The sequence below is a fragment of the Streptomyces sp. NPDC016562 genome, from assembly GCF_043076955.1.
Taxonomy (GTDB): Bacteria; Actinomycetota; Actinomycetes; order Streptomycetales; family Streptomycetaceae; genus Streptomyces.
Genome location: NZ_JBIBRZ010000008.1, coordinates 29429 through 45603, shown reverse-complemented (window position 1 = coordinate 45603; position 16175 = coordinate 29429). Strand labels below are relative to the sequence as shown.

Sequence of the window (16175 nt, the reverse complement as noted above, 5' to 3'; positions counted from 1 at the left end):
AATTGACAAAACAGCCACCTCTTCCGCCGGAAGGCCGCCCCGTGCCAGAAGCACCCTCCGCCGCCCACGACAGCGCCCCGGACACGGTTCTCGTCGTCGACTTCGGCGCCCAGTACGCCCAGCTCATCGCCCGCCGCGTCCGCGAGGCACGGGTCTACAGCGAGATCGTGCCGAGCTCGATGCCCGTTGACGAGATGCTGGCCAAGAACCCCAAGGCGATCATCCTCTCCGGCGGACCGTCCTCCGTGTACGAGGAGGGCGCCCCCCAGCTCGACCGCGCCATCTTCGAGGCCGGGGTCCCGGTCTTCGGCATGTGCTACGGCTTCCAGCTGATGGCGACCACCCTCGGCGGGCAGGTCGACAACACCGGCGCCCGCGAGTACGGCCGCACGCCGCTGGCCGTCTCCAAGGCCGGCTCGACCCTCTTCGAGGGCACCCCCGAGAACCAGTCGGTGTGGATGTCCCACGGCGACGCCTGCTCCGCCGCCCCCGAGGGCTTCACCGTCACCGCGTCGACGAACGTCGTCCCGGTCGCGGCCTTCGAGAACGACGAGAAGAAGCTGTACGGCGTGCAGTACCACCCCGAGGTGATGCACTCCACGCACGGCCAGCAGATCCTGGAGCACTTCCTCTACCGCGGCGCCGGCCTCGCCCCCACCTGGACCACCGGCAACATCGTCGAGGAGCAGGTCGCGGCCATCCGCGAGCAGGTCGGCGACAAGCGCGCCATCTGCGGCCTCTCCGGCGGCGTGGACTCCGCGGTCGCCGCGGCCCTCGTGCAGAAGGCCATCGGCTCGCAGCTGACCTGCGTGTACGTCGACCACGGTCTGATGCGCAAGGGCGAGACCGAGCAGGTCGAGAAGGACTTCGTCGCCGCCACCGGCGTGCAGCTGAAGGTCGTCGACGCGCAGGAGCGCTTCCTGAACGCGCTGGCCGGGGTCTCCGACCCGGAGACCAAGCGCAAGATCATCGGCCGCGAGTTCATCCGCGTCTTCGAGCAGGCCCAGCTGGAGATCCTTCAGGAGGAGGGCCCCGCGGTCGCCTTCCTGGTGCAGGGCACCCTGTACCCGGACGTCGTCGAGTCCGGCGGCGGCACCGGCACCGCGAACATCAAGTCCCACCACAACGTGGGCGGGCTCCCCGACGACATCGAGTTCGAGCTCGTCGAGCCGCTGCGCCAGCTGTTCAAGGACGAGGTCCGGATGGTCGGCCAGGAGCTCGGCCTGCCCGAGGAGATCGTCCACCGCCAGCCCTTCCCCGGCCCCGGCCTCGGCATCCGCATCGTCGGCGAGGTCACGAAGGAGCGCCTGGACCTGCTGCGCGAGGCCGACGCCATCGCCCGCCACGAGCTGACCGCGGCCGGCCTGGACCGCGAGATCTGGCAGTGCCCGGTCGTGCTGCTGGCCGACGTCCGCAGCGTGGGCGTGCAGGGCGACGGCCGCACCTACGGCCACCCGATCGTGCTGCGCCCCGTCTCGTCCGAGGACGCGATGACCGCGGACTGGACGCGCATGCCGTACGAGGTGCTCGCCCGGATCTCCACCCGCATCACCAACGAGGTGCCGGAGGTCAACCGCGTGGTCCTGGACTGCACGAGCAAGCCCCCGGGCACCATCGAGTGGGAGTAGTCCCCACCCGCACGTGAACACGAGGCCGCCGTTCCCCTCGGGAGCGGCGGCCTCGCCGTTCCTCTGGCCACTTCGCGGGCGCCCCGGTACCTTGCGCCGCGAACCGAGCCGCCGAAGGAGCTGTCGAAGGAGCCGCCGCATGCCGGACCAGCCCGTGCCGGACACGCCCGTGCCGCCGGACCAGCCCGTCCCCGTGCCCGTGGAGCGGCTCGGCTTCGAGATGCCGCCGGTGCACGAGAGCGCCGAGGCGGCCCGCGCCCACCGCAAGGAACGGCTCGCCGGGGCGCTGCGCCTGCTGGCACGGCTGGGGTACGAGGACGGGGTGGCCGGGCAGATCACCGCGCGGGACCCCGAGTTCCGGGACTGCGCCTGGGTGAACCCCTTCGGGCGGGCCTTCGCCACCCTCACCGCCGAGGACCTGCTGCTGGTCGACGGCGACGGCCGGGTGGTCCGGGGCGGGCGCCGGGTCAACGAGCTGGCCTTCGCCGTGCACGCCGCGGTCCTGCGGGCGCGCCCCGACGCGGTGGCGGTGGTCCGCGCGCAGGCCCCGTACGGACGCGCCCTCGCGGCCCTCGGCGAGCTGCTGGCCCCGGTCACCGAGGAGGCCTGCGCCTTCTACGAGGACCACGCGCTGCTCGACGAGTTCACCGGGGACGGGGCCGCCGACGCCGCCCGGATCGCGCACGCGCTCGGCCCGTACAAGGCGCTGATCCTGCGCAACCGCGGGCTGCTGACGGTCGGGGACTCGGTGGACGCAGCCACCTGGTGGTTCATCGCGGCGGAGCGGGCGGCCCAGGTGCAGCTGATCGCCCGGGCTGCCGGGAAGCCCGTGCCCGTCGACCACCGCGCCGCGGTGGCCACGCGGGAGCGGTTCGGGTCCGATCTGGCCGCCTGGGTGAGCTACCAGCCGCTGCGCCAGAGCGGTGACACGCCGGTGGCGTCAACATCATGAACCGTTAATCACCTGCTCTGACATCGTGCGCAATCCGGAGCACTGCCGCAGTGGTGCACAATTCGCTGGCATCGCACCGTAGTTCAGAGAGGCGGCACGTCGTGGCTGTCCAAGAGATGTCCCGAGGCACCCATACCGCGGCCTGCGCCTGCGACGAATGCTCACGCGAGGGGCACCGGCGCGCGGTCGCCGCGTTCCTGGAGAAGCGTGACGAGTTCGCCGCCGGGCAGGGGGTGCCGGCCGCCGTGGCCCACTCGCTCGGAGCCTCCCGCCAGTGGGTCTCCGACGAGCTGACCCTGTCGGCCCGTACCGTCGCCGACCGGGGCCGGGAGGCGGGGAACTCCTGGCTGTACCTGTTCTCGCGGCGGGCCGTCCTCGCCGTGTGGATCGTCGCGGGGATCCTGCTGCTGGTCCAGGTAGCCGCCGCCCTCGGCACCGGCTGGTCGCCGGCGCGCACCGCCGGGCTGCTGGCGGCCCTCGCGCTGGCGGGGCTGCTGACGGTCGCGGCCCGCGCCCAGTCGGTGCGCGGCGGGCTGCTGGCCCCGCTGGTCGGCGAGGACAACCGGCTGTCCACGTCGAAGGCGGTGCCCAGCGCCTGGGTGGTGCTGACCGCGTTCGCCACGCTGCTGCCCGCCCTGCGGCTGGCCGCGTCGTCGCCCGGCCCCGAGCGGCAGGCGCTGTACGCGGGCTTCGCCCTGGAGCGGGCGCTGCCGCTGCTCGCCGTGGTCGCGCTGACCTCGGCGGTGGCGGTGCTGGTGCGCAGGGTGGTCTCCGTGCGGATCATGGGCCAGCGGCTGCAGAAGCTGCCGGCCGACCGGCCGCGCGGGGCGGACCTGCTGACGGACGACGCGGGGCGCGGGAGCTTCCCGGACGCGCAGTACGTGCTCGTCTCGACGGTGGTGCTGGCCTACGCGGCGCTGTCGCTGGCCCGTTTCCCGCAGCGGCTGCCGCAGCTGCCGTGGGCGCTGGCCCTGCTGGTGGCCCTGTCGGCCGCCGTGTACCTGGCGGCGAAGTACGCGGAGGGCAGCCGTCCGCTGGTGCTGTCGGTGGTGCGCAGACGGGAACCCGGGGACCTGGACGCGGCCGTCCGCCCCGGGGACGACATCGAGATCCGCGGCGTGGGCTTCGTGCCGCCGGGCGCGCAGACGCCGGAGATGCTGGCCCGTCTGGTGGTACGGATCGGGGCGGTCCACGTGCACGTGCCGCTGGTGCCGGTGGCGGGCGGGTTCACCAACCCGTCGGACGCCGTGCTGACCGTGCCGGTCCCGGCGGAAGTGGAACCGGGGCGCGTCGAGGTCCAGGTGGTCACCGCCGCAGGAGTGGAATCCAACCGCTGCAGCATCGACGTGGCCGAGTGATCGGGGTACACATGACGCGTGACCCGAACCGATGTTCCTGACACCGACGCCCCTCGCGACGTGGCGGGGCCGCGCGAGCTGGCCGCCCGGCACGCGTTGCTGCCCCTGCGGATCTTCCTCGGCGTGACCTTCGTGTACGCGGGCCTGGACAAGCTGACCGACTCCGCGTTCCTCTCCGACACCGGCGACGGCTCCATCGGCGAGCTGATGCGCGGGGTGCGCGACAGCTCGGCGGTCCCCGCCCTGGTGGACCTGGCGCTGAACTCCCCCGTCGGCTTCGCCGTCAGCCTGGCCATCGCGGAGATCCTGGTGGGCCTCGGGGTCCTGGCCGGCCTGCTGACCCGCATCGCCGCGGCGGGCGGCGCGCTGATCTCGCTCAGCCTGTGGCTCACGGTGTCCTGGGCGGTGACCCCGTACTACTACGGCAACGACCTGATCTACATGATGGCCTGGATCCCGCTGATCCTCGCCGGGGCGCCCTACCTGTCGCTGGACGCGCTGATCCGGTCGCGCCGGTCCCGTCGCACGGCGTAGGTCACCACCCCGACCAGGGTGGCGAGGCAGAGGCCGCCCACGGCCATCGGGACGACCAGGAACCACGGCACGTCGGCCTCGCCGGTCGCGTCGAGCAGGTACAGCACGCCCGCCGTCAGGAGCACGGTCCCCGCGAGGAACCGGCCGGGCTGGAACTCATGACGCGGCACGGGCCACCTCCACCTGTCCCACACCCGTGTCCAGGTGCAGCTCGATCGTCCCGCCGGCCTCGGTGCCGGCGGTGGGCGGCAGGGTCGCCTGCCGGTGGTGCTCGCGGACGTTCTCGATCCGGTCCGCCCGGTCCCCGGGCAGCTGGACGTCGCCCAGCCGACGGATGGTGATGTCGGCCCGGGCCGTGACCTCCCGCGGCACGATCACCTTGAGCCGTCCCGCGTCGAGGGAGGCGTGGACCGCCACTGTGGTGCCCTTCGGCACGTCCAGGCCGCTCAGGTCCAGCGTGGCGAGACCGGTGCCCGCCTCGTACACGGGCTGTACGTCGGCCACCGCGGCCGGCCGCCAGCGGACCTCGCGCCAGTCGGTGCCGATCTCGCGGGGCAGCGCCGCCGCACCCGCCAGCAGTCCGGCGGTGACCAGGGCCAGCAGGACCGTCCCGAAGCCGGTGCGGCCCTTGACCGAGCTGACCGCGAGGCCCAGGCCGAACACGGCCAGCGCGGAGGCGAGCCCGATCTGCAGGGCGTGGCTGAGCGCGCTGCCCTCCCACACGGAGGCGGTGGAGGCGATCCCCGCCAGCAGGGCCAGTACGAAGATCCGCCCGCCGATGCCGCCGCGGGGGCGGGTGAGCGCGGGGACGGCGGCCGGGCGGGCGGCCGCCCGCGGGACGGCGCCGGGCAGCTCCGACACGGCGTCCTCGGGGCCCCACAGGTAGCCCGTCGAACCGACCGGTCCGGTGGTGCCGTCCTTGACCAGCGGATCGCGCCACCAGGACGGGCCGCCGGGCGTGGGCGGCGCCTGCGTCTCCGGCGGGGCGGGCGAATGCGGGGCCTTGCCCGGGGCGGGCTTCTTCGCCTCGGGCGGATACGTGTGCCGGTGCCGCTGCGACCAGTAGGCCGCCCCGCCCAGCGCCAGCGCGGCCAGGACCGAGAAGACCGCCAGCCCGCCGTTGTCCAGCATCGACAGGAACAGCGCGCAGCCCACCAGCGCGGCGAACACCGCCGCCAGCGTGGCGCCCTCGATCCGGCCCGTCAGCATCTTCTTGGCCTCGCTGTCCTCCTCGCCGTCCTGGGGGAGCAGCAGCCACGCGAAGCCGTAGAAGATCAGACCGACGCCGCCGGTGACCGCGAGGACACCGAGGACGATCCGGAAGATCACCGGGTCCAGGTCGAAGTACCGGCCCAGGCCCCCGCACACGCCCGCGAGGACCTTGTCGCGCTTGCTGCGGCGCAGGGGAGGACGCTCGGCCGCGGCGGGGCCCCGGGTCCCCGCCGGCGGGGCGTCGTGTACTTCGGTCATGGGTCCATGGTGACGGGCGCCGGCGGCCCGCGGCATCCGGCCCGACCCTGGCACAACCCTGATATCCCCCCGGCAGAACTGGGGGGCTGCCCTGATGACCGGCCGCCCGCGCGCGTGTGACCCTTGGTGACATGCCCGTAGCCGCCGCCCCCCGTACCCCCCAGGCGTCCGACGCCGACGAACCGCCGCAGCGCAAGCTCTACCGCAGCGCCGACGGCCGGATGCTCGGCGGGGTCGCGCGCGGGCTCGCCGGCCACCTCGGGCTGCCCGTGATCTGGGTCCGGCTCGCCTTCCTCGGCCTGTTCCTGTGGGGCGACGGGCTGGGCGTGCTGCTGTACGCCGCGTTCTGGGTGTTCGTACCGCTGGGCGTCGGCGGCCGCACCGCGAACCGCTCCTTCTTCGAGACCCTCCCCGACGGCAGCCGCCGGCTGCGCACCCCCGACCGCGGGCAGATCACCGCGCTGATCGCCCTCTGCGTGGGCACCGGCATCTTCGTCTCCCAGGTCCAGCTCGGCGGCGCGTCCGGGCGGTACGTGTGGCCGACGCTGCTGGTCGGGGCCGGGGTGGTCCTCGTATGGCGGCAGGCCGACAACGCCCGGCGCGCCCACTGGAGCTCGGCGGCCGCGCGGCACGGACGCCTCTTCCAGGCCGCGCGGGCCCTGGCCGGAGTGGCCCTGGTCGGCGTGGGCCTGACCGTGTTCATCGTCGTACGGGGCTCCGCCGCCCAGCTGGGCAACGTCCTCACCGCCACCCTCGCCGTCCTCGTCGGCGTGGCCCTGCTCGCCGGGCCCTGGCTGATCCGCATGACCCAGGACCTGTCCGAGGAACGCCTGATGCGCATCCGCGCCCAGGAGCGCGCCGAGGTCGCCGCCCACGTCCACGACTCGGTGCTGCACACCCTCACCCTGATCCAGCGCAACGCGGAGGACGCCGGGGAGGTGCGCCGCCTCGCGCGCGCCCAGGAACGCGAGCTGCGGAACTGGCTCTACAAGCCCGAGGGCACCGGCAAGGACGAGGCCGAGGAACCGGCCACCCTGGCGGAGGCGGTGAAGAAGACCGCCGCCGAGGTGGAGGACCACCACGGCGTCCCCATCGAGGTCGTCGTCGTCGGCGACTGCCCGCTCGACGAGCGGCTGGCGGCGCAGGTCCAGGCCGCGCGCGAGGCGATGGTCAACGCCGCCAAGTACGGTGGCGAGGGCGGGCCGGTGCAGGTGTTCGCGGAGGTGGAGGGGCAGACGGTGTTCGTGTCCGTACGCGACCGCGGACCGGGCTTCGACATCGACGCGGTACCCGAGGACCGCATGGGCGTACGAGAATCGATCATCGGCCGGATGCAGCGCAACGGCGGGACCGCCCGGCTGCGGTCCGCGCCCGACGGCGGCACGGAAGTCGAGCTGGAGATGGAGAGGGCGGCGAACGCAGCATGACCGAGGAGAACGCAGTGGCGCAGAGCAGGCGCGTTCGGGTGGTGCTCGTCGACGACCACCGGATGTTCCGCACGGGGGTCCAGGCCGAGATCGGCGAGACCGAGCGGACCGGCGTCGAGGTCGTGGGGGAGGCGGCCGACGTCGACCAGGCCGTCACCGTCATCACCGCGACCCGCCCCGAGGTGGTCCTGCTCGACGTGCACCTGCCCGGCGGCGGCGGCGTCGAGGTGCTGCGGCGCTGCGCCCCCCTGATGACGGGCGAGCACCCGGTGCGGTTCCTGGCCCTGTCGGTGTCGGACGCGGCCGAGGACGTCATCGGCGTGATCCGGGGCGGCGCCCGCGGGTACGTCACCAAGACCATCACCGGCGCCGACCTCGTGGACTCGGTCTTCCGCGTGCAGGACGGGGACGCGGTGTTCTCGCCGCGGCTCGCGGGCTTCGTGCTCGACGCGTTCGCCTCGACGGACGCGCCGCCGGTCGACGAGGACCTGGACCGCCTCACCCAGCGTGAGCGCGAGGTGCTGCGGCTGATCGCGCGTGGCTACGCGTACAAGGAGATCGCCAAGCAGCTGTTCATCTCCGTGAAGACGGTCGAATCGCACGTCTCGGCGGTCCTGAGGAAGCTCCAGCTGTCCAACCGCCACGAGCTGACCCGCTGGGCCACGGCCCGCCGGCTGGTGTGAGCCCGGCCGGTGTGAGCCCCGGGCGGGCGGGGGAGCCTCACGCGGTGTGACCCACACCGCAGGGCGGCCGGGCAACCGGTCCGTGGCGCGCCGCCCTCTTGGGTGGCGTGATGAGCTTGACGGGGACCCCGTTCTTCGTGACGGCGATCGCGCTCACCGCGCTCGCCGTCGTCCTGCCGCTGGCCGTGTGGAGCAAGGTGCGCGGCCCTGCCGTCGTACGCACCGCCGTGCGCGCGCTGATGGTGGTGTTCGCCCAGGTCACCGCCATCGCGGTCGTCTTCGTCGCCGTCAACAGGGCCGAGCACTTCTACGCCTCCTGGGGGGACCTGCTCGGCACCGGCACGTACGTGACCGCAGCCCCCGACCTCGGCCCGGACGGGCTCGGCGGGAAGAAGGTCGCGGAGGCCCCGAAGGTGCTCCAGAAGTTCGAGCAGGTGGAGGGCCTCGGCGGCCGGGTCCGCAAGACCGAGCTCGACGGCAAGATCTCCGGGGTCAAGGGCGACGTCATGGTGTGGCTGCCGCCGCAGTACGACGACCCGGCGTTCAAGGACAAGAAGTTCCCGGTGGTCGAGCTCATCCCCGGCATCCCCGGCACGGGCAAGTCCTGGTTCCAGGGGCTCAAGGCGCACGAGGTGCTGGAGCCCCTGATGAAGAGCGGCAAGGTGCAGCCGTTCATCCTGGTCTCCCCGCGCGCCATGCTGCTCGGCAACGCCGACACCGGCTGCGCCAACATCCCCGGCAAGGTCAACGCCGACAGCTGGTTCAGCGTCGACGTCCGCAAGATGGTCGTCGACAACTTCCGGGCGTCGGAGGACGCCCGCACGTGGGGCGTGGCCGGCTACTCGGCCGGCGCCTACTGCGCCGCGAAGCTGGCGATCGCCCACCCCGACCGCTACAGCGCGGCCGTCTCCCTCTCCGGCTACAACGACCCGGGCCAGGAGCCCTCGTCACTGGTCGCCAAGGACCCGGAGCTGCGCCGTACGCACAACCTGAAGGCCGTGCTCCAGGCCGCGCCCCAGCCGCCGGCGGTCGCCCTGTGGATGTCGGGGGCCGAGCAGGACGGCTACCTCTCGGGCATGGACCTCAAGGGGCTGGCGAAGGCCCCGACGACGGTGCACGCGGAGAAGGTGGTCGGCGGCCACAACCTCGAATCGTGGTCGAAGCAGCTGCCCCAGACCTTCGGCTGGCTGAGCCAGCAGGTCAAGGCCCCGTAGCCCCGGCCCCGAGCGGCGACTTCAGCGGGACGCCGCGCCCGGACCCCCGCCCGACTGGCCGGGGCGGGCCCGGGCGGGGAGGATGGAAGGGAGAGCGGTGCCCGTTGGGGACGTGAAGCATCGGGATCATGAGGCCTTCGGGCGCTGTCCCTGCCCCCTCTCCCCTCCCCCCAGCCCCCAGCTCCGCCCCGGCCCGTCCTCGAGCGCCCGACGGTCCCACTTCCCGTTCATGCGGTGGCCGTGATCTCCGGCCGCCAGGACGGAGAGCCATGCTGGTCACCACGTTCGTCGTTCTGCTCGTGCTCCTCATCGTGTTCGTGTCGTGGCGCAAACGCGTGGCGGAGAGGCAGAACAGGAACCGCCCCGGGTTCGAACTCGAAGAGACCCCGCCGACGTTCCGGGTCGTGGCCCTGGGTCTGCAGGGCTCGGGCAAGACGCTGCTGCTGGCGAGCATGTACCAGCGGCTCAAGTCCCCTGCGGGTCAGAGCTATTTCCTCAAGGCCTCGCCGGACGACGTGCTGCACCTCAACCAGTGGTTCAGCCAGATGGCGGACACGACGGGGGAGGCCGGCTGGCCGCCGGGAACGGCGAAGGGGGAGACGCGCCAGTTCACCTTCACGGTGAAGGCGCAGGTCGCCACCGGGGTCAAACCCCGGCCCATGTTCCATCTGACCTACCTGGAGTACGCGGGTGAGCTCCTGACCGAGCCGCAGGCCCCCGGCTCGACCGTGCAGGAGGAGCTGTTCGACAACATCCGGAGCGCCGACGCGCTGATCGGGATCATCGACGGAAACCACATCCGCCAGCACATGGAGGGCTCCCCCCAGGGGCAGATCCGTCTCGAACAGACGCTCAACGCCCTGGTGCCGCTCATGATCGAGGCGGAGTGCCCCGTCAGCTTCGTCATCACCAAGTGGGACCTCCTCGCCCATCTGCACCCCGACGAGAGCGTCCGCCTGGAACTCGTGCAGGACCTGCTGACCTCGAACGACCACTTCCGGTCGCTGGTGAAGATCCACGGTGCGTCCCGCGTCGTCCGCCTCATCCCCGTCAGCGCGGTCGGCCCGGGATTCGCGACCGTCGACTCCACCGGGAGGGTCGTCAAAGTGCCCCAGCGTCACGTACATCCCACCCGCGTGGACGTCCCGCTGTCCGCCGTCGTCCCCGACCTGTTCGAGCAGGTGGAGAACCGGCTCGACGAGGACGCCCGCAGGGCCTTCCACGCCGAGGTGCACCGGCGCAACCAGATGACACCGCTGGAGGCGGTCAGCTCCCTGGTCACCTTCGCCGGCCGGACCGCCGGCAGGGCAATGATCGCCGCGCTCGGTCCCTCGGCCGCCGTACTGACGGGCAACGCCGTGATGAGCATGCTCCTCGACTCCATGGGCGGGCGCGGGCAGCCCCGGGAGAATGTCGACGAGGACCTGAGTCAGGCCGAGCGGGACCACCAGCAGTTCCGCGACGCACGCCGCCGGGTCATCGAGGACATGCGCCGGAAAGTCGCGGTCCTCGAAGACCAGTTGCCTCACTCCAGGCTGTCCTGACATGGACCGCCCCGCACACGACCGGTCCGCCTGGCCGTTCCTCGTCGCCCGCGGACGCCACCGCGGCTACCGGACGCTGCTCGCCCCCGACTTCCTCCTCGCCGACGGCGATTACGGAGTGCTCGACGACTCCGTCACGCCGGGCAGGGTCCCGGAGCAGGTGCAGGTCGCGCCCGTGGTCACCAGGTCCGGACGCCGCCTGACGGTGGTGCACACGACGCACCAGGTCACGGCGGCCGACGTCGACGAGGCGCCCCGGGACGAGTTCGGCCGCCCGCTCCAGCTGATGTACGGATTCGTCTGCGAGGAGGGCCGGCTCGCCGCACCCGATCCGGCCGACCTGGACGCCTGCCGTGCGACCGCGCTCGCCGTCTACCGGCGGTTCCTCGGGGACGAGGAGGGCTTCACGGTCGAGCCGGGGCGGCAGTTCGCGCTGAGATCCCCGGTCACCTCGGGCACGACGGGCACGACGGGCACGACGGGCACGACCGGCAGGACGGACACGACCGGTACGACGGACACGACGGACACGACGGGGAAGCGGCGGCTCGTCAAGGGGTCGTCGGGGGCCTCCGTACCGAGCCGGACGGGCTGCCTGATCCGCGTCGCGATCCTGGTGCTCATCGGGGTTCTGGTCTACGTGCTGGCGACGCAGTGCAAGCCGGGGTCGGAGGAGGCCGAGTGCGTCCCGGTGAGTGTCTTCGAGCCCTGTCACCCGTACGTCGACTCCCCGGCCAAGCTTTTCCGGCGCTAGGCGCGGTCGTACTCCGACGGCGGCCGGGCGCGGGCTACGAGGGGCGGGAGGCGCCCGCCCACGGCATCGAGTCGATCGGCGCGAGCCGGACCGTCGAGCCGGGGCGCGGGGCGTGGATCATCTGGCCGTTCCCGACGTAGAGGCCCACGTGGGTCACCCCGGAGTAGAAGAACACCAGGTCGCCCGGGGCCAGTTGGTCGCGGGACACGCGGCGCCCGGCGTTGATCTGGGTGTAGGTGGTGCGGGGCAGCGAGACCCCGGCCGAGCGCCAGGCCGCCTGCGTCAGGCCCGAGCAGTCGAAGGACCCCGGGCCCGTCGCGCCCCAGACGTACGGCTTGCCGATCGCGCCGTACGCGAACGCCACGGCGCTCGCCGCGCGGGAGCCGTCGGCGGGCGGCGGCGCGGGCGTGCCGCTCTTCGGCGCGGCGGGTGAGCCGCCGGGGCCCTGGGCCTCGTAGGCGGCGCGCTCCTCGGCGGTGAGCTTGGCCAGCAGGCGCTTGGCCCGGTCGAGCTTGTCCTCGATCACCGACTTGTGCCGGGCGAGCTCCTCCTGGCGGGAGCGGAGGTCGGCGAGGTGTCCGGCGGCCTGCTCGCGCAGCTTCCCGACCTCGTCGAGGCGGCGGCGCACGGTGGTGATCCCGGCGGCGTTGCGGTCCCCGGCGCGGGCGATGAAGGAGGCCTGGGAGAGGTACTCCTGCGGGTCGGGCGCCATCGCGAGCTGCACGGCCGTGCCCAGGGACCCGCTGCGGTACTGGGAGGCGGCGAGGGTGCCGAGCGCGCTGCGGGCGGTGTTGAGCTGCTCGGTCCTGCGGGCGGTCTCCTCGCGCAGCCCGGTCAGCGCGCGCTCGGCCTCGTCGGCCTGCTCCTTCGCCCCGTTGTACCGCTCGGTCGCCGCTTCGGCCTCCTCGTAGAGCCGGTCGACCTCCGACGTGACCTGGGAGGGCGTCGGTTGGGGGTCGGCCTGGGAGGTGCCTTCGAAGGCGGTGGCGGTGGCAGCGCCCGCGAGGGCGAGGGTGGCGGCGGTGGTGCGTACCGAGCCGCCGGAGAGCGGGCGCTGCCTGGGCTTTCGATGACTGGCCACGAGGGCCTCACGTCCTTCCCTGTCCTGAGCTGGGTCTTGGGGGAGGACGCTAAACCTGAGTTACGGGTCGGTGTCGAGAAGACCTGAACTGATCGGATATGGCGGATAGGTGTTCGTCAGCGCCAGAGGACGGCGATAAAAATATTGATCATGGTCAGTCCGCCGACCGCGCCGAACAGCGCCTTCTCCACCTTCTCCTTGTCGCGCTTGACGTAGACGAGGGCGAGGATCACGAACAGCACGGCGAGCTTCACGCCGATCTTGACGTTGTTGACGCTTCCGCCGTCCATCTCCCGGAAGCCGACGAGCAGGACGCCCGTCACGAGCATGGTGAGCGCGCCGTGCAGCATCGCGGGCGTGAAGCGGGCGGTGCCGGCGCTCATCGCCTTCATCTGGGTCAGGAAGCCGCCGAGCAGCGAGGCGATCCCGATGATGTGCAGGCCGATGAAGACATTGATCAGTACGTCCATGCGGTCGAGCGTACGGGGCGGCCGGGGCGGCCCGATCGGCCGGGATCGGCTGGGTCGGGCCCAGGAGGGAAGCGCTCACCGCTCACCGTACGAGATCTGCGTACAGTAGCTCCATGGCCGCCGCTGCTGAGCTCCCCCACCCCGCCGCCGACCGGATCGAGCTGGTCGAGGTCCTCGCGGCGCTCGGACACCCCGTCCGGCTGGAGATCGTCCGCAAGCTCGCCTCCGGCGAGGAGGTCTGCTGCGCCGAGGTCGTCCCCGACCTGCCCCGGTCGAGCGTCACGCACCACCTCAGGACGCTGCGAGAGAGCGGCGTGATCTGCCAGCGCCCCCAGGGCCGCAAGCTCTCCCTCGCCCTGCGCCGCGATGACCTGGAACGATCCTTCCCCGGCCTGCTGGAGATCGTGCTGGCGCAGCCCTCCGGGCCGGGGGATTTTCCGGGGGCGCAGCCGGCTGTCAGTCCCGCACCCTAGACTCGTAATGCGATGAGCAGCCTCTTTGACGACAGCTTCCTGGCGGACCTCACCCCCTCCGACGAGGTCCCGCCGCCGCCCGAGGATCACCCCGCCCCGGAAGCGGGCGCGGACGATCTCTTCGGGGGGCACTTCGACGTACCCATGACCGGGGACGCGTACTACCGGGACGGCGCCCCGCGGCCCGTCATCGACCCGGCGGCGCTCCTGGACGGGCTCAACGAGCAGCAGCGCGCGGCCGTGGTGCACGCGGGCTCCCCGCTGCTCATCGTCGCCGGCGCCGGCTCCGGCAAGACCCGGGTGCTGACCCACCGCATCGGCCACCTGCTGGCCGCGCGCCACGTCCACCCCGGCCAGATCCTGGCGATCACCTTCACCAACAAGGCCGCCGGTGAGATGAGGGAGCGCGTCGAAAACCTGGTGGGCCCGCGCGCCGCCGCCATGTGGGTCTCCACCTTCCACAGCGCGTGCGTGCGCATCCTGCGCCGCGAGTCCAAGCGGCTCGGCTTCACCTCCTCGTTCTCGATCTACGACGCCGCCGACTCCAAGCGCCTGATGGCGCTCGTCTGCCGCGACCTGGACCTCGACCCGAAGAAGTTCCCGCCGAAGTCCTTCAACGCCAAGATCTCCAATCTGAAGAACGAGCTGATCGACGAGGAAGCCTTCGCCGACCAGGCCGTGGACGGTTTCGAGAAGACCCTGGCCCAGGCGTACGCCATGTACCAGGGGCGGCTGCGCGAGGCCAACGCCCTCGACTTCGACGACATCATCATGACCACCGTCCACCTGCTCCAGGCCTTCCCGGAGGTCGCCGAGCACTACCGGCGCCGGTTCCGGCACGTCCTGGTCGACGAGTACCAGGACACCAACCACGCGCAGTACACGCTCGTGCGCGAGCTGGTGGGCACCGGCTACCCCGACCTGCCGCCGGCCGAGCTGTGCGTGGTGGGTGACGCCGACCAGTCCATCTACGCCTTCCGCGGCGCGACCATCCGCAACATCCTCCAGTTCGAAGAGGACTACAAGGACGCGACCACGATCCTCCTGGAGCAGAACTACCGCTCCACGCAGACGATCCTGTCCGCCGCCAACGCCGTCATCGAACGCAACGAGAACCGCCGCGCGAAGAACCTGTGGACCCAGGCCGGCACGGGCGCGGTCATCACCGGGTACGTCGCGGACACCGAGCACGACGAGGCGCAGTTCGTCGCCGACGAGATCGACCGGCTGACGGACGCCGGGGACGCCAAGGCGGGCGACGTCGCGATCTTCTACCGCACCAACGCCCAGTCGCGCGTGTTCGAGGAGATCTTCATCCGCGTCGGCCTGCCCTACAAGGTCGTCGGCGGCGTCCGCTTCTACGAGCGCAAGGAGGTCCGCGACGTCCTCGCGTACCTGCGCGTCCTGGCGAACCCCGAGGACAACGTCCCGCTGCGCCGCATCCTGAACGTGCCCAAGCGCGGCATCGGCGAGCGGGCCGAGGCGATGATCGACGCCCTCGCGATGCGCGAGAAGATCACCTTCCCGCAGGCGCTGCGGCGGGTGGACGAGGCCTTCGGCATGGCCGCGCGCTCCACGAACGCGGTGAAGCGCTTCAACGTGCTGATGGAGGAGCTGCGCACGATCGCCGAATCGGGCGCCGGCCCGGCGGTGGTGCTGGAGGCGGTACTGGAGCGCACGGGCTACCTCGCCGAACTGCAGGCCTCGACCGACCCGCAGGACGAGACGCGCATCGAGAACCTCCAGGAGCTCGCGGCGGTGGCGCTGGAGTTCGAGCAGGCGCGGGAGGCCGCGGCCGCCGAGGCGGCCGAGAACGGCACCCCCGCCCCCGGTCCCGGCACCCTGGCCGAGTTCCTGGAGCAGGTCGCGCTCGTCGCCGACTCCGACCAGATCCCGGACGAGGACACCGAGGGCACGGGCGTGATCACGCTCATGACCCTGCACACCGCCAAGGGCCTGGAGTTCCCGGTGGTCTTCCTGACCGGCATGGAGGACGGGGTCTTCCCCCACATGCGGGCGCTGGGCCAGACCAAGGAGCTGGAGGAGGAGCGCCGCCTCGCCTACGTCGGCATCACGCGGGCGCGCGAGCGGCTGTACCTGACCCGCTCCGGCATGCGCAGTGCGTGGGGGACCCCCTCGTACAACCCGCCGTCGCGGTTCCTGGAGGAGATTCCGGCGGAGTACCTCCAGTGGAAGCGCACGGGGGCGACCCAGAAGCCGGCGGGGCCGATGCGCAGCGGCTCGGGCTCGGGTTCCGGGTACGGATACGGGTCTTCGGGGCCGGGCAAGACCTCGTTCGGCACCTCACCGGAGGCATTCCTGTCCTCGTCGCGCACGCGGTCGGGCCCGTCCGGCTTCGCGACGCGGCGGGCCACCGACAAGCCGGTGGTCTCGCTGGTGGTCGGGGACCGGGTCACGCACGACCAGTTCGGGCTGGGCACCGTCATGGAGGTCAAGGGAGCGGGCGCGGACGCGCAGGCCACCATCGACTTCGGGGACGACAAGCCCAAGCGGCTGCTGCTGCGTTACGCGCCGGTGCAGAAGCTGTAGCGGGGGAGGGCGGGGCCTGGGCGGCCGGGCGATCTCC

General features: G+C 72.3%; 15 protein-coding genes. 11 read left to right on the top strand and 4 right to left on the bottom strand.

Going from position 1 to position 16175, the window contains the following annotated elements; genetic code table 11:
* Nucleotides 1-41 precede the first annotated feature (41 nt).
* From guaA to ACF059_RS27380, 4 genes are all read left to right on the top strand, one after another.
* Entirely contained in the window at nt 42-1628 is a 1587-nt protein-coding gene (gene guaA / locus ACF059_RS27395; protein WP_392062039.1) for a glutamine-hydrolyzing GMP synthase, read from the top strand.
* Between the two features lie 139 nt (nt 1629-1767).
* Nucleotides 1768-2580 (top strand): class II aldolase/adducin family protein, encoded by an 813-nt coding sequence (locus tag ACF059_RS27390; RefSeq protein WP_392062037.1) that lies wholly within the window; start codon nt 1768-1770, stop codon nt 2578-2580.
* A gap of 101 nt (nt 2581-2681) precedes the next feature.
* The gene (locus ACF059_RS27385; RefSeq protein ID WP_361944903.1) at nt 2682-3938 is read left to right on the top strand and encodes a hypothetical protein; all 1257 of its coding nucleotides are present in this window, start codon (nt 2682-2684) and stop codon (nt 3936-3938) included.
* Between the two features lie 18 nt (nt 3939-3956).
* A complete protein-coding gene (locus tag ACF059_RS27380) occupies nt 3957-4472 on the top strand; it encodes a DoxX family protein (RefSeq protein ID WP_392062034.1) in 516 nt (171 codons plus the stop codon).
* Here the strand turns inward: ACF059_RS27380 and ACF059_RS27375 are convergent.
* On the bottom strand, nt 4418-4642 hold the full coding sequence (locus tag ACF059_RS27375) for a hypothetical protein (protein WP_392062032.1): 225 nt from the start codon (nt 4640-4642) through the stop codon (nt 4418-4420). The genes ACF059_RS27380 and ACF059_RS27375 overlap by 55 nt on opposite strands.
* A complete protein-coding gene (locus tag ACF059_RS27370) occupies nt 4629-5942 on the bottom strand; it encodes a PspC domain-containing protein (protein WP_392062029.1) in 1314 nt (437 codons plus the stop codon). The genes ACF059_RS27375 and ACF059_RS27370 overlap by 14 nt, the downstream gene beginning before the upstream one ends.
* A gap of 131 nt (nt 5943-6073) precedes the next feature.
* On the opposite strand from ACF059_RS27370, the gene ACF059_RS27365 reads away from it, so the two are divergent.
* The 5 genes from ACF059_RS27365 to ACF059_RS27345 all read left to right on the top strand — a co-directional run bounded on the left by ACF059_RS27365 (nt 6074) and on the right by ACF059_RS27345 (nt 11564).
* Nucleotides 6074-7369 carry a PspC domain-containing protein gene (locus ACF059_RS27365; protein WP_366865832.1) on the top strand — a complete coding sequence of 432 codons (1296 nt, stop codon included), beginning with the start codon at nt 6074-6076 and terminating at the stop codon, nt 7367-7369.
* Nucleotides 7366-8052: a response regulator transcription factor gene (locus ACF059_RS27360; RefSeq protein ID WP_360891145.1), complete on the top strand. Its 687-nt coding sequence runs from the start codon at nt 7366-7368 to the stop codon at nt 8050-8052. Before ACF059_RS27365 ends, ACF059_RS27360 begins: the two co-directional genes overlap by 4 nt.
* 110 nt (nt 8053-8162) lie before the next feature.
* Nucleotides 8163-9266 carry an alpha/beta hydrolase gene (locus ACF059_RS27355; RefSeq protein ID WP_392062026.1) on the top strand — a complete coding sequence of 368 codons (1104 nt, stop codon included), beginning with the start codon at nt 8163-8165 and terminating at the stop codon, nt 9264-9266.
* 269 nt (nt 9267-9535) lie between these two features.
* Nucleotides 9536-10810 (top strand): hypothetical protein, encoded by a 1275-nt coding sequence (locus ACF059_RS27350; protein WP_392062023.1) that lies wholly within the window; start codon nt 9536-9538, stop codon nt 10808-10810.
* Between the two features lies 1 nt (nt 10811).
* The gene (locus tag ACF059_RS27345) at nt 10812-11564 is read left to right on the top strand and encodes a hypothetical protein (RefSeq protein ID WP_392062020.1); all 753 of its coding nucleotides are present in this window, start codon (nt 10812-10814) and stop codon (nt 11562-11564) included.
* A 34-nt stretch (nt 11565-11598) separates the two neighbouring features.
* Here ACF059_RS27345 and ACF059_RS27340 read toward each other — a convergent pair whose 3' ends face one another.
* Both ACF059_RS27340 and ACF059_RS27335 read right to left on the bottom strand, forming a co-directional pair.
* Nucleotides 11599-12645, bottom strand: coding sequence for an NlpC/P60 family protein (locus ACF059_RS27340; RefSeq protein ID WP_392062018.1), 1047 nt, complete (start codon nt 12643-12645; stop codon nt 11599-11601).
* Nucleotides 12646-12761: 116 nt separating this feature from the next.
* The gene (locus tag ACF059_RS27335; protein WP_392062015.1) at nt 12762-13115 is read right to left on the bottom strand and encodes a hypothetical protein; all 354 of its coding nucleotides are present in this window, start codon (nt 13113-13115) and stop codon (nt 12762-12764) included.
* Between the two features lie 113 nt (nt 13116-13228).
* Here ACF059_RS27335 and ACF059_RS27330 point away from each other — a divergent pair, with 113 nt between their 5' ends.
* Together ACF059_RS27330 and pcrA are read left to right on the top strand one after the other, a co-directional pair.
* The gene (locus tag ACF059_RS27330; protein ID WP_392062012.1) at nt 13229-13588 is read left to right on the top strand and encodes an ArsR/SmtB family transcription factor; all 360 of its coding nucleotides are present in this window, start codon (nt 13229-13231) and stop codon (nt 13586-13588) included.
* Between the two features lie 12 nt (nt 13589-13600).
* Nucleotides 13601-16138 carry a DNA helicase PcrA gene (gene pcrA / locus ACF059_RS27325; protein ID WP_392062009.1) on the top strand — a complete coding sequence of 846 codons (2538 nt, stop codon included), beginning with the start codon at nt 13601-13603 and terminating at the stop codon, nt 16136-16138.
* Nucleotides 16139-16175: the final 37 nt, after the last annotated feature.

Bases quoted from the DNA above. Each gene is read 5' to 3' on its own strand.
- ACF059_RS27390 (WP_392062037.1), top strand. From the start codon at position 1,768: ATGCCGGACCAGCCCGTGCCGGACACGCCCGTGCCGCCGGACCAGCCC.
- ACF059_RS27370 (WP_392062029.1), bottom strand. From the start codon at position 5,942: ATGACCGAAGTACACGACGCCCCGCCGGCGGGGACCCGGGGCCCCGCC.
- ACF059_RS27365 (WP_366865832.1), top strand. From the start codon at position 6,074: ATGCCCGTAGCCGCCGCCCCCCGTACCCCCCAGGCGTCCGACGCCGAC.
- ACF059_RS27360 (WP_360891145.1), top strand. From the start codon at position 7,366: ATGACCGAGGAGAACGCAGTGGCGCAGAGCAGGCGCGTTCGGGTGGTG.
- ACF059_RS27355 (WP_392062026.1), top strand. From the start codon at position 8,163: ATGAGCTTGACGGGGACCCCGTTCTTCGTGACGGCGATCGCGCTCACC.
- ACF059_RS27350 (WP_392062023.1), top strand. From the start codon at position 9,536: ATGCTGGTCACCACGTTCGTCGTTCTGCTCGTGCTCCTCATCGTGTTC.
- ACF059_RS27345 (WP_392062020.1), top strand. From the start codon at position 10,812: ATGGACCGCCCCGCACACGACCGGTCCGCCTGGCCGTTCCTCGTCGCC.
- ACF059_RS27335 (WP_392062015.1), bottom strand. From the start codon at position 13,115: ATGGACGTACTGATCAATGTCTTCATCGGCCTGCACATCATCGGGATC.
- ACF059_RS27330 (WP_392062012.1), top strand. From the start codon at position 13,229: ATGGCCGCCGCTGCTGAGCTCCCCCACCCCGCCGCCGACCGGATCGAG.
- pcrA (WP_392062009.1), top strand. From the start codon at position 13,601: ATGAGCAGCCTCTTTGACGACAGCTTCCTGGCGGACCTCACCCCCTCC.